The 12,580-nt window shown below is 73.3% G+C and carries 11 protein-coding genes; 7 read left to right on the top strand and 4 right to left on the bottom strand.

Annotated features, from left to right (window positions below; translation table 11 throughout):
- The first annotated feature begins 120 nt into the window (after positions 1-120).
- The 5 genes from ACZ3ZE_RS13760 (at position 121) to ACZ3ZE_RS13740 (ending at position 5,983) form a co-directional block, all read left to right on the top strand.
- On the top strand, positions 121-654 hold the full coding sequence (locus ACZ3ZE_RS13760; RefSeq protein WP_467259117.1) for a flavin reductase family protein: 534 nt from the start codon (positions 121-123) through the stop codon (positions 652-654).
- A 199-nt stretch (positions 655-853) separates the two neighbouring features.
- Complete coding sequence (locus tag ACZ3ZE_RS13755; RefSeq protein ID WP_361173758.1) at positions 854-1,639, top strand: electron transfer flavoprotein subunit beta/FixA family protein; 786 nt, start codon at positions 854-856, stop codon at positions 1,637-1,639.
- A 96-nt stretch (positions 1,640-1,735) separates the two neighbouring features.
- Positions 1,736-2,698, top strand: a complete 963-nt coding sequence (locus ACZ3ZE_RS13750; protein ID WP_361173761.1) for an electron transfer flavoprotein subunit alpha/FixB family protein — start codon at positions 1,736-1,738, stop codon at positions 2,696-2,698.
- 180 nt (positions 2,699-2,878) lie between these two features.
- A complete protein-coding gene (locus ACZ3ZE_RS13745; protein ID WP_361173764.1) occupies positions 2,879-4,177 on the top strand; it encodes a DUF6986 family protein in 1,299 nt (432 codons plus the stop codon).
- Positions 4,178-4,246: 69 nt separating this feature from the next.
- A complete protein-coding gene (locus ACZ3ZE_RS13740; RefSeq protein WP_467259114.1) occupies positions 4,247-5,983 on the top strand; it encodes a serine/threonine-protein kinase in 1,737 nt (578 codons plus the stop codon).
- 240 nt (positions 5,984-6,223) lie between these two features.
- Here the strand turns inward: ACZ3ZE_RS13740 and ACZ3ZE_RS13735 are convergent, their stop codons facing one another.
- Positions 6,224-7,276, bottom strand: coding sequence for a LacI family DNA-binding transcriptional regulator (locus ACZ3ZE_RS13735; protein ID WP_361173773.1), 1,053 nt, complete (start codon positions 7,274-7,276; stop codon positions 6,224-6,226).
- Positions 7,277-7,398: 122 nt separating this feature from the next.
- Here ACZ3ZE_RS13735 and ACZ3ZE_RS13730 point away from each other — a divergent pair, with 122 nt between their 5' ends.
- Positions 7,399-8,346, top strand: coding sequence for an ROK family protein (locus tag ACZ3ZE_RS13730; RefSeq protein ID WP_361173776.1), 948 nt, complete (start codon positions 7,399-7,401; stop codon positions 8,344-8,346).
- Positions 8,347-8,470: 124 nt separating this feature from the next.
- Positions 8,471-9,511, top strand: a complete 1,041-nt coding sequence (locus ACZ3ZE_RS13725; protein ID WP_361173779.1) for an NUDIX hydrolase — start codon at positions 8,471-8,473, stop codon at positions 9,509-9,511.
- A 134-nt stretch (positions 9,512-9,645) separates the two neighbouring features.
- Here ACZ3ZE_RS13725 and ACZ3ZE_RS13720 read toward each other — a convergent pair whose 3' ends face one another.
- The 3 genes from ACZ3ZE_RS13720 to ACZ3ZE_RS13710 all read right to left on the bottom strand — a co-directional run bounded on the left by ACZ3ZE_RS13720 (position 9,646) and on the right by ACZ3ZE_RS13710 (position 12,500).
- Complete coding sequence (locus ACZ3ZE_RS13720) at positions 9,646-10,206, bottom strand: hypothetical protein (protein WP_361173782.1); 561 nt, start codon at positions 10,204-10,206, stop codon at positions 9,646-9,648.
- A 94-nt stretch (positions 10,207-10,300) separates the two neighbouring features.
- Positions 10,301-11,038, bottom strand: coding sequence for an MBL fold metallo-hydrolase (locus ACZ3ZE_RS13715; RefSeq protein WP_361173785.1), 738 nt, complete (start codon positions 11,036-11,038; stop codon positions 10,301-10,303).
- 94 nt (positions 11,039-11,132) lie between these two features.
- The gene (locus ACZ3ZE_RS13710) at positions 11,133-12,500 is read right to left on the bottom strand and encodes a dipeptidase (RefSeq protein WP_361173788.1); all 1,368 of its coding nucleotides are present in this window, start codon (positions 12,498-12,500) and stop codon (positions 11,133-11,135) included.
- Positions 12,501-12,580: the final 80 nt, after the last annotated feature.

The following is a 12,580-nucleotide window of genomic DNA, read 5'->3' as shown; positions in this document are numbered from 1 at the left end:
CAGAACTCCTTCTCTACGGGCGGGCCCATGTGGACCTGGCCCGCAACGCGAGCGCGCGCTGTCCGGGTGTCTGACCGACCCGAGACTCCCCTCACGCCGCCCTCGCAGAAGGACAATTCCATGACGGTCTCGCCCGAGCTCCGCACGCTCCCGACGATTCCCGCCCCCGGCGCACCCCGACAGGCCACTCCGGACCTGCTCCGTTCCGTCTTCCGGCAGCACGCCGCCGGTGTCGCGGTCATCACCGCGCACGGCGAGCGCCCGGTCGGCTTCACGGCGACCTCGCTCAACTCCGTCGCCGCCGAACCCCCGCTGATCTCCTTCGGCGTGGGCACCGGCTCCTCCAGCTGGCCGGTGGTGGCCGAGGCCGAGTACATCGGCGTCCACATACTCGGCGAGCACCAGCGGGAGCTGGCCGCCACCTTCGCCCGCAGCGGCGCCGACCGTTTCGGCGCTCCCACCCGGTGGAGCCGCGGCCCCGAGGGCGTCCCCGTGCTCGACGGCGTCCTGGCCTGGCTGGTGTGCCGGGTGGTGGCCCGGGTCCCGGCCGGAGACCACCGGATCGTGATAGCCGAGGTGGTCGCCGGAGACCCGGACGGAGTCGGCCGCCCGCTCCTCTACCACCAGGGTCGCTTCAACGCGCTGCGCGACTGAGAGTTCCCCCGCCGCCGGCTTCGGGCGCGTTGGCAAGGTCACACGTCTGAGCGCTTGCTTACTCGTAACGAACTGGGTGTACTGGCGAGTAATATTTCGGTCGGGGCGTCCGACGCCCCGACCGGAAACCCGCCCTTCAGGCGCCTATGCTGCGAGCAACAAGGCAGCCCAGTTATCACGATGCAGTAGGAGAGCCGGCGTGAGCTTGAGGATCGTTGTCTGTGTGAAGTACGTGCCGGACGCCACTGGCGACCGGAAGTTCGCCGACGACCTGACCGTCGACCGTGACGACGTCGACGGCCTGCTGTCCGAGCTGGACGAGTACGCGGTCGAGCAGGCGCTCCAGATCGCGGAAGAGGCCGACGACGCCGAGGTCACCGTGCTGACCGTCGGCCCCGAGGACGCCAAGGACGCGCTGCGCAAGGCGCTCTCCATGGGCGCCGACAAGGCCGTCCACGTCGAGGACGACGACCTGCACGGCACCGACGTCATGGGCACCTCGCTGGTGCTCGCCAAGGCGATCGAGAAGACCGGCTACGACCTCGTCATCGCCGGCATGGCCTCCACCGACGGCACCATGGGTGTCCTCCCGGCCATCCTCGCCGAGCGCCTGGGCGTCCCGCAGGTCACCCTGCTCTCCGAGGTCTCCGTCGAGGACGGCACCGTGAAGGGCCGCCGTGACGGCGACACCGCCTCCGAGCAGCTCGAGGCCGCCCTGCCGGCCGTCGTCTCCGTGACCGACCAGTCGGGCGAGGCGCGCTACCCGTCCTTCAAGGGCATCATGGCCGCCAAGAAGAAGCCGGTGGAGTCCCTGGACCTGTCCGACCTCGACATCGAGGCGGACGAGGTCGGCCTGGAGGGCTCCTGGACCAAGGTCGACTCGGCCGCCGAGCGTCCGGCGCGCACCGCGGGCACGATCGTCAAGGACGAGGGCGAGGGCGGCAAGCAGCTCGCCGCCTTCCTCGCGGAGCAGAAGTTCATCTGATCCGCAGTCCGCGGGCCGCGGTTCCGCCCCGGACCCGCGTGCCCCGCGCCGCCCCCTCAGGCCGTCCCGTTTTCTTCCGCAGGAGATTGAAGTCCCATGGCTGAGATTCTCGTCTACGTCGACCACGTCGACGGAGCCGTCCGCAAGCCCACCCTGGAGCTGCTCACCCTGGCCCGCCGCCTCGGCGAGCCCGTCGCCGTCGCCCTGGGCAACGGCGCCGCCGACACCGCCGCGGCCCTCGCCGAGCACGGCGCGGTGAAGGTCCTCACCGCCGACGCCCCCGAGTTCGCCGAGTACCTCGTCGTCCCGAAGGTCGACGCGCTCCAGGCCGCGTACGAGGCCGTCTCCCCGGCCGCCGTGCTCGTCCCCTCCTCCGCCGAGGGCAAGGAGATCGCCGCCCGCCTCGCGGTGCGCATCGGCTCCGGCATCATCACCGACGCCGTCGACCTGGAGGCCGGTGCCGAGGGCCCGGTCGCGACGCAGTCCGCGTTCGCCGCCTCCTTCTCCACCAAGTCCCGCGTCTCCAAGGGCACCCCGGTCATCACGGTCAAGCCGAACTCGGCCGCCGTCGAGGCCGCCCCGGCCGCCGGCGCCGTCGAGGCCCTCGCCGTCTCCTTCTCGGCGCAGGCCACCGGCACCAAGGTCGTCGCCCGCACCCCGCGCGAGTCGACCGGCCGCCCGGAGCTGACCGAGGCCGCGATCGTGGTCTCCGGCGGCCGTGGCGTCAACGGTGCCGAGAACTTCGCCATCATCGAGGCGCTCGCCGACTCCCTCGGTGCCGCCGTCGGCGCCTCCCGCGCCGCCGTCGACGCCGGCTGGTACCCGCACTCCAACCAGGTCGGCCAGACCGGCAAGTCGGTCTCGCCGCAGCTGTACATCGCCTCCGGCATCTCCGGTGCGATCCAGCACCGCGCGGGTATGCAGACCTCGAAGACCATCGTGGCCATCAACAAGGACGCGGAGGCCCCGATCTTCGACCTGGTCGACTACGGCGTCGTCGGCGACCTGTTCGACGTCGTGCCGCAGCTGACGGACGAGGTCAAGGCCCGCAAGGGCTAGGGCTCGGGGTCCGAGCCTCAGGGCTGACCTGCGGTTCTTTTACGGTCCGGGGGCCGCGTGGTGATCTTCACCGCGCGGCCCCCGGTCGTTTCGGACACCCATTGACGTGGGTCCCGGCGGGCCATTAACTTCGCTATACGGATTGTTGATTCCGTGAAGCGGAAAACAGGAGGATGTGGGATGGGTCAGCAGGAGAAGGTGTCGACGAGCCTCGCGGGCGCGGTCAGCGAGGAGATCAGCGCCTCCCTCACCGCCGTGGACGCCGAGCTCGACCGGCGCTACCCGGGAGACCCCGGCACCCGCCAGCCCGTCCACACCGTCTACGTACCCGGCAACCTCTTCGACGCCGGAACCATCCGCTCCTGGGGCGACCAGGCCCTCGCCGCCCTCGACGAGCACGCCCCCGACGCCGCCACCTTCGCCGCCGTCCTCGGCCTCTCCGACGACCTCGCCGAGGACGTCTACGGCCGCGTCCGCGCCAAGCTGGAGCGCGAGCCCGTCGAGGACCTCCGCGTCGACTTCGAGGACGGCTACGGCGGAGCGGACGGGGCCGCCGAGGACGCTGACGCCGCCCGCGCCGCCCGCATCATCACCGAGGCCTACGCGGACCTCAGCGCCGCCCCGTACATGGGCATCCGGATGAAGTGCATGGAGTCCGCCGTACGCGACCGCGGCATCCGCACCACCGACGTCTTCCTCACCGGCCTCATGGAGAACGGCGGCCTGCCCGACGGGCTCGTCCTCACCCTCCCCAAGGTCACCTACCCCGAGCAGGTCACCGCCTTCGTCCGGCTCCTCGAAGCCTTCGAGAAGGCCCACGGCCTCGACGCCGGCCGGCTCGGCTTCGAGATCCAGATCGAGACCAGCCAGTCCATCCTCGCCGCCGACGGCACCGCCGCCGTCGCCCGCATGATCGACGCCGCCGAGGGCCGCGCCACCGGCCTCCACTACGGCACCTTCGACTACAGCGCCTGCCTCGGCGTCTCCGCCGCCTACCAGGCCAGCGACCACCCCGCCGCCGACCACGCCAAGGCGATCATGCAGGTCGCCGCCGCCGGCACCGGCGTACGCGTCTCCGACGGCTCCACCAACGTCCTCCCCGTCGGCCCCACCGCCCACGTCCACGAGGCCTGGAAGCTGCACTACGGACTGACCCGCCGCGCCCTCGCCCGCGCCTACTACCAGGGCTGGGACATGCACCCGGGCCACATCCCCACCCGCTACGCCGCCGTCTTCGCCTTCTACCGCGAAGGCTTCCAGACCGCCGCCAAGCGCCTCTCCGCCTATGCCAACCACGCGGGCGGCGACGTCATGGACGAGCCCGCCACCGCCAAGGCCCTCAGCTCCTACCTGCTGCGCGGCATCGACTGCGGCGCCCTCGACACCGCCGAGGTCGACGCCCTCACCGGTCTCACCCGCGCCGACCTGGACCGTTTCTCGGCCCCGCGCCGCGGTGATCTCACCGCCCAGGCGCAGTAAACGTCACTTTCACGCCAACTGCCCCGTACCCTGTACGAGTTCACAAGTCCGACAGGGAACGGGGCAGCGGTGTCATCGGGGGAGAACGGACGGCTCGCGGGCCGCTACAGAATCGTGCGCAGACTCGGCCGCGGCGGCATGGGCGTCGTCTGGCAGGCCGTCGACGAAGTCCTCGGCCGCGAGGTGGCCGTCAAGGAACTGCGCACCTACACGGACACCGCGGCGCCCGAACTCGACGCCATGCGCCTGCGCATGCGGCGCGAGGCCCGCGCCGCCGCCCGGGTCCGGCACCCCGGAGTGGTCGCCGTCCACGACGTCACCGAGCACGAGGGCCGGCCCGTCATCGTCATGGAACTCGTCGACGGCCCCTCCCTCGACGACGTCCTCGCCGCCGACGGCCCCCTCGACCCCGTCGAGGCCGCCCGCATCGGCGCCCGCGTCCTGGAAGCGCTCGCCGCCGCGCACGAGGCCGGCGTCCTGCACCGGGACGTCAAACCCGGCAACATCCTGCTCGACCGCACCGGCCGGGTCCTCCTCACCGACTTCGGCATCGCCACCATCGAGGACCCCGGCGACGGCTCCGCCGCCCGCCTCACCCGCAGCGGCGAGATCGTCGGCTCCCTCGACTACCTCTCCCCGGAACGCGCCCGCGGCGCCGCCCCCGGGCCCGCCGCCGACGTGTGGGCCCTCGGCGCCACCCTGTACGCCGCCGTCGAAGGAGCCGTGCCCTTCCGGCGTACGTCCACCTGGTCCACCCTCGCCGCCATCGTCACCGACCCCCTCCCGGCCCCGGTCCGGTCCGGGGCCCTGACTCCGGTGCTCCTCCGGCTGCTGTGCAAGGAGCCGGAGGGGCGGCCGTCCGCGCGGGAGGCGGCGGGGATGTTGGCGGGGGTTGTGGCGGAGGCGGAGAGTTCTACCGGTGCCGGTGCCGGTGCCGGTGTCGGTGTGGGTGCGGTCGTGCAGCCGGTCGTGGTTGAGGCTGTGGAGGCGCAGGCGCCCATGGCCGCGCACGTGTCCGTCGCTGAGCCCGTCGCCGCGCACATGCCTGTCGCCGAGCCCCTGGGCACCTTCGGGCCGCCCGCACCGCCTGCCCCGCGGGTGCGGCGTCGTGAGCGGCGTCGGGCCCGGGGGGTCGTAGCCGCTGCCGTGGCCGGGGTGGTGCTCGTCGGTGGTGGCGTCACGTACAGCTTGATCGACCGGTCCCCGGGTGATGCCGTGGGCGCCGGCGGGCAGCCGTCCCAAGCGGCCACCGGGGAGCCGGGGCGGGTACTGGACGGGCGTGCCGACGCGCCGCGGAGCAGTGGGTCCGCCGGCGCGGCCACGCGTACGCCCGGGGCCGGCGAGAGAGCCACGCCCGACGGAGGGGGCTCCGCCACGGCCGACGTACCGCCTGGGGAGAGCGCCGGTGCGTCGCCCGGCGCCACGGTGGCGCCCACTCCGGGCAAGAAGGGTGGCGGCGGCTCGGCCGCGACAAGTGGGGCCAAGCCGACCACCGTCGCCCCGACCACCGCCCCGCCGCCGGTCGCCTCCGGGTGCACCGCGTCCGGGTCCTCCGCCACCTGCCAGGTGGTGCGGACGGCCACGAGCAAGCGGTACGACGGCGGTGAGATGGGGACCGTGGGCGCGGGGCCGCAGGAGTTCTTCTGCCAGGTGGATCTCGATCACAGCGAGACCTACGGGGGGCGCAGCAGCCGTTGGTGGGCCCGGACCGACGACGACAGCGGCAACACCAATGTCTACGTCAGCGTGCTGCACCTGAAGGGCGGTTCCGGCGGCGGGCCCGTCGAGGGGCTACGGATCTGCTAGGACGTGTCCGGCCGTCGATCCGGTGAGAGCGTCCTTGAGGAAGGCGCCGCCTTGGCGGATGGCGGCCTTGGTGGGCGGACTGTCGCGTAGGGCGTTCAGGGACGCGAAGTCGTGGACCGTTCCGAGGTAGCGGATGGCGGTCACACCTGCCTGCTGGAGCTGATCGCCGCCCAGGGGGCCGGCAAGGGCCTGGACGGCACGCGACTGGCCGCACGGCACGCCGGTACGGGTCGCCCGCCGCTACACGAGCCCGTGACCGCCGTCGCCCGGTGGGGCGATCTCGCCCGAGCCGCGGGGGATCAGTGTGGTGTCCAGCACCACGGTGGTGGGGGGCTCCTCGATGCCGTCCAGGCGGCGGAACAGGCGTTCCGCGGCCGTGCGGCCCAGGGCCGCCGCGTCCTGGGCGATGACGGTGATGCCGAGGAGGTCGGCCAGCTCGATGTCGTCGAAGCCGACCAGGGCGGTGGGGGGCTTGTGCGCCGCGAGGGTGCGTACGGCGGTCACCGTCACCCGGTTGTTGCCCGCGAAGAGGGCCGTGACCGGGGCCGGGCCGGACAGCATCGTCTCGACCGCGCGGGCGACCCGGTCCGGTTCGGTCGGGCCGAGGGAGATCCACTCCTCGGGCACCTCCAGGCCCGCGTCCTCCATGGCCGCCCGGTAGCCGCGCAGGCGTTCCGTGGCCGTGTGGATGCGGGGGCGGTCGCCGATGAAGCCGATCCGGCGGTGGCCGTGGGCGATCAGGTGGGCCACGCCCTCGCGGGCGCCGCCGAAGCTGTCGGAGAGGACGGCGTCCGCGTCGATGCCTCCCGCCGGGCGGTCCACGAAGACGGTGGCGACGCCCGCCTGGATCTCCGGCTCCAGGTAACGGTGGTCGGAGCCCGCCGGGATGACGATGAGTCCGTCGACGCGCCGCGCGCACAGCGCGAGCGCCAGTTCCTGCTCGCGGTCGGGGTCCTCCGCGCTGGAGCCGTTGATGAGCAGCGCCCCGTGGGCTCGGGCGACCTCCTCGACGGCGCGGCTGAGCGGACCGTAGAACGGGTCGGCCAGGTCCTCCAGGACGAGGCCCACGGAGGCGGTACGCCCCTTGCGCAGCACTCGGGCGCTGTCGTTGCGGCGGAAGCCGAGGGAGTCGATGGCCTCCTGGACGCGCCGCTCGGTGTCGGGCGTGACGCCGGGCTCGCCGTTGACGACGCGGGAGACGGTCTTCAGGCCGACGCCCGCGCGGGCGGCGACGTCCTTCATCGTGGGCCGGTTGCCGTATCGGTGCTCGGGGCGGCGGGCGGTGTCGGCCACGGTGTGCGGTTCCTCCGTCGTGGGTTTCGATCTCGTCCCTGTCGAGCATAGGGCCTGGACAACGTTGTCAGAGGTGGGGAGACTGTAGATCGCACCCACCGCCCCACGGAGATCCGGAGCCCATGAGCACTGACCTCGTCGTCGCCCTCGACATCGGTGGCACCAAGATCGCCGGTGGGCTGGTCGACGGAGCGGGCCGGATCCTCGTACGGGCGCGGCGGCCCACGCCCGCGCGGGAGGACGGCGAGACGGTCGCGCGCGCGGTCGAGGCGGTGCTCGACGAGCTGGCCCGCTCCCCGCTCTGGGACTCGGCCGGTGCCGTCGGCATCGGCAGCGCGGGGCCCGTCGACGCCTCCGCGGGTACGGTCAGCCCGGTCAACGTGCCCGGGTGGCGCGACTTCCCCCTGGTCGAGCGGGTCCACCGGGCGACCGGCGGACGCCCCGTCACGCTGGTGGGCGACGGTGTCGCCATGACGGCCGCCGAGCACTGGCTGGGAGCCGCCCGGGGCCACGACAACGCGCTGTGTCTCGTCGTCTCCACGGGCGTGGGGGGCGGGCTCGTCCTGAACGGGCGGGTCCACCCCGGACCCACCGGCAACGCCGGGCACATCGGTCACATCAGTGTCGACCTCGACGGCGACCCGTGCGCCTGCGGCGGGCGCGGCTGTGTCGAACGGATCGCCAGCGGCCCGCACATCGCCCGCCGCGCCCTGGCCGACGGCTGGCGCCCCGGCCCCGACGGCGACTCCTCCGCCGCCGCGGTGGCCGCCGCAGCCCGGGCCGGTGACCCCGTGGCCGTCGCCTCCTTCGAACGGGCCGCCCAGGCCCTCGCGGCCGGCATCGCCGCCACCGCCAGCCTGGTCGAGATCGACATCGCCGTCGTCGGCGGGGGAGTGGCGGGGGCGGGCGAGGTCCTGTTCGCTCCGCTCCGCCGCAGCCTCCGGTCCTATGCCACCCTCTCGTTCGTCGCGGGCCTCGCCGTCGTCCCCGCTCTCACCGGGACCGACGCCGGGCTCCTCGGCGCTGCGGCGGCCGTGCCCCGCGCGACGAAGGGCCTGCCGCCGTCCTGACCGGCGCCCTCGGCCCCGTACCGTGCGCGTGCTCCGCGCCCGTTCCCGCCCCTGGCACTCCCGGGGGGTTTCCGTGGCAGGGTGGTGCGGGCAAGCCACAGGGGGAAAACGAGGAGGGGGAACCGTGATCGTCTGGATCAACGGTGCGTTCGGCGCGGGGAAGACCAGCACCGCGCGCGAACTGGTCGAGCTGATCCCGAACAGCACCCTGTACGACCCGGAGGTCGTCGGCGGCGGCCTGAGCCTGCTACTTCCGCCGAAACGCCTCGCGGAGGTCGACGACTTCCAGGACCTGCCGATCTGGCGCCGACTCGTCGTGGACACCGCCGCCGCGCTGCTCGCCGAGGTCGGCGGGGTGCTCGTGGTCCCCATGACCCTGCTGCGGCAGGAGTACCGGGACGAGATCTTCGGCGCGCTCGCCGCCCGCCGGATCGAGGTCCGGCATGTCGTCCTCACTCCGGACGAAACGATCCTGCGCGAGCGGATCGACACCCGCCGCGAACACCCCGGCGACCCCGACGCCGAGGACCGGGCCCGCCGTTGGTGTCACCGGCACATCGAGCCGTACCGCGCCGCCCTCGACGCCTGGCTCGGCGACGACGCCTACGCCGTCGACAACGGCGGGCTCACCGCGGCCGAGGTCGCCCGGACCGTCGCCGACGCCGTGGCCGCCGGGCTCGCCGCCCCGTGCGGCATCGTCCAGACCCCTGAACCCACCGGCGAGACCGTCGCCGCCGGCGTCCTGCTCTTCGACGAGCAGGATCGTTTCCTCCTCGTCGACCCCACGTATAAGCCCGGCTGGGAGTTCCCCGGCGGCGTCGTCGAACCCGGCGAGCCCCCCGCCCGCGCCGGCATGCGCGAGGTCGCCGAGGAGATCGGCATCGAACTCGACGCCGTACCCCGTCTGTTGCTCGTCGACTGGGAGCGGCCCCAGCCGCCCGGGTTCGGCGGTCTGCGTCTGCTGTTCGACGGCGGCCGACTGCCCGCCGCCGACGCCGACCGGCTCCTCCTGCCCGGCGCCGAGCTCCGCGCCTGGCGCTTCGTCACCGAGGAGGAGGCGGCCGACCTGCTGCCCCCGGTCCGCTACCGCCGCCTCCGCTGGGCCCTGCGCGCCCGCGAGCGCGGCACCGTCCTCAACCTGGAGGCGGGGGATCCGGTCGGCTGAGAGGGGTTGCCTCGCCGGGGGCGCCTCGGCGTAGGCGCCTCTGCGGTGGCCGTCTCTCCGCGGGCGGCTTCTCCGCGGCCGGCTTCTCCGTGGGTGGCTCCTCGGTGAGCGGCCTCTCCCCGGACAGCCGCCCCTCAGCGCCGGCCGAACCGGGCGGCGATCCGTTCCGCCACGAAGCGGAAGTCCTCCGGCATCTCCGGTGCCGAGGGCGTTTCCACCAGTGCGATCTCCACGCCCTCGCGCAGCAGGCGCAGCAAGGGCCCGTCCGTCTCGACGCGTACCTCGTGCCACGGATGCGCCCACACCAGGTCCTCGCCCTTCCAGAACTGCAGGTGCCGGGTGGTCGTGTGCAACTGGTACGGCGCGTTCTCCGGGGCGACCATCCCGCTCCGCGGCGGCGCGGGGTACGGCCACACCCCGTACACGTTGAGCACCGTCTCGTTCGGCTCCAACGAGTCCTTCTGTGCCCGGTCCTCGCGCCCGTGCCGCACCCCCACCAGGACGCCGACCGTCACGCCCAGGGCCACGAAGGGGACCACGATCCACCAGGGGAAGCCCGTGTCGAGCCCCTGGATCGTCGTGCCCGCGCCGCCGATCGCCCCGCCGATCGCCCCGCCGAGGATGCCCGCCCGGCGCAGCCGCCGGGTGCGCACCGCGCCGCCGTCCGCGGCCGCCCCGGCACCGACCTCTGTCATACGTCCCCCTGACACCTGTCGTCCGAGCCGTCGCGGGTCGGACCGGGAGAGAGGACGGTGACCGGAGCGCCGTCGGTTCCCTCCCCGGACCGTCTCAGGCGGCCGCCTTCCTGAGCCGGCCGGCCGTGTCGTCCGTCACGGGTGCGCCGTGGCCGCAGCACAGCACCGACGGCTCCAGCTCCGCCAGCCGCCGCATCGACTCCCGCGCCCGCGCCCGGTCCACATGGAAGACCCCGAAGGTCACGCCCTGGACGGTGGCCACCGTGTCCCCGGTGAACAGCACGCCGTGGCGCGGGAGATGGACCGCGAGGGAACCAGGCGTGTGGCCCGGGGTGTGCACCACCACCGCGCCGTCGCCGAAGCCCAGCTCCTCACCGTCCGCCACCTCCCGGTCCACCCGGGTGGGCGGTGCCTCGGGAACGGTCAGCCCGTGCTCGTACAGCGGCAGCTCCCAGTCGAGCAGATCCGGCTCCGGGACGGGGAGTTCACCCCGGATCACCGCGGCGTCCAGCGCGTGCGCCAGGATCTCGGCGCCGAAACGGTCGGCCAGCTCCTGCGCCGCGCCCACGTGGTCGCGGTGGCAGTGGGTGAGCACGATCCGGCGGATCCGGGCCGGGTCGAGGCCCGCGCCGCGCAGCGCCGCCTCGATGCCGTCCGCCGCGCCCGCCCACCCGGCGTCGACGAGGGTCAGCTCGGTGCCGTCCCGCCACACGTACGCCTGCCCGATCGGCAGGCGCAGCATGTGCAGTCGGGGGGTGAGCTCGACGAGTTCGACGAGCCGGGCGGCAGGGTCGCCCGCGGGGTGCGTGTGGTCCGTGTGTTCTTCGCTCATACGGCGAACGTACGTAAAGGAGTTCGTCCGCCGTGTGTGTGTACGCTCTGGGCGAGTTACGCCCAGAGCGTCACGCCGCTCCCCGAATGCGGGATCAACCCTGCTTGGAAGCCGCGTAGTTCAGCAGGAAGTGCGCCTCGGCCACCGACAGGCGCTCCAGCTCCTCCGGCGACACCGACTCGTTCACCGCGTGGATCTGCGCCTCCGGCTCGCTCAGGCCGATCAGCAGGATCTCCGACTCCGGGTACAGCGCCGCCAGCGTGTTGCACAGCGGGATCGAGCCGCCCATGCCGGCCGCCTGCATCTCCTCGCCCGGGTACGCGATCCGCATCGCCTCCGCCATCGAGGTGTACGCCGGGCTCGACGTGTCCGCCTGGAACGGCTGGCCCTGGCCGACCTGCTCCATGCTCACCCGGGCGTTCCACGGGGTGTGCTTCTCGATGTGCGCGAACAGCAGCTCCGTCGCCTTCACGGCGTCCTGGCCGGGCGGCACCCGCAGGCTGATCTGCGCGCGGGCGGTCGAGGGGACCGACGGCGTGGCACCGGCCACGGGGTGCGCGTCGATGCCGATGACGGTCACCGCGGGCCGCGCCCAGATCCGGTCGGCGACGGTGCCCACACCCGGCAGCTCCACGCCGTCCAGCACCTTGGCGTCCTTGCGGAAGTCGGCCTCCGGGTACTGCAGGCCCTCCCACACCGCGTCCGCCGGCAGCCCGTCGATCACGGTCGCGCCGGTCTCGTCGCGCAGCGAGTCCAGTACGCGGATCAGCGCGGCGAGCGCGTCCGGCGCGGCACCGCCGAACTGCCCCGAGTGCAGGTTGCCCTGGAGCGTGTCGATGGTGACCCGGATCATCGTCATGCCGCGCAGCGTCGCCGTCACGGTCGGCAGACCGACCCGGAAGTTCCCCGCGTCGCCGATGACGATCGCGTCGGAGGCCAGCAGCTCCGGGTGCGCCTCCGCGTACCGCTCCAGGCCGCCGGTGCCCTGCTCCTCGGAACCCTCCACGATCATCTTGACCGTGACCGGGACGCCGCCGTTCGCCTTCAGGGCGCGCAGCGCCAGCAGGTGCATGATGAAGCCGCCCTTGCAGTCGGCCGCGCCGCGCCCGTACCAGCGCCCGTCCGCCCGCTCGGTCAGCTCGAACGGCGGGGTCACCCACGCGGACTCGACCAGCATCGGCTGCACGTCGTAGTGCGCGTACAGGAGGACGGTGGGGGCGCCGGCCGGGCCGGGCAGCACGCCGTACACGGACTGCGAGCCGTCCGGGGTGTCGAGCAGCGCGACCTCCTGGAAGCCCTCGGTGCGCAGCGCGTCGGCCACCCAGTTCGCGGCGGCCTCGCACTCGCTGCGCGGGGCGACGGCCTCGTCCGCGACCGACTGGAAGGCCACCAGCTCCGTCAGCTCCGCCTTGGCGCGGGGCATCAGGGACGCAATGGTCTCGGCGATCGGATTCGCGGTCATGGGCACGCTCCTGGTGGGTGCGACGTTGTGACGTTGTGAGTCGTTCGGCGTGTATCGGTTGTACGACGAACGCATGGCCG

Source organism: Streptomyces sp. NPDC023157 (assembly GCF_055560575.1).
This window is presented reverse-complemented; position numbering and strand designations above follow the sequence as displayed.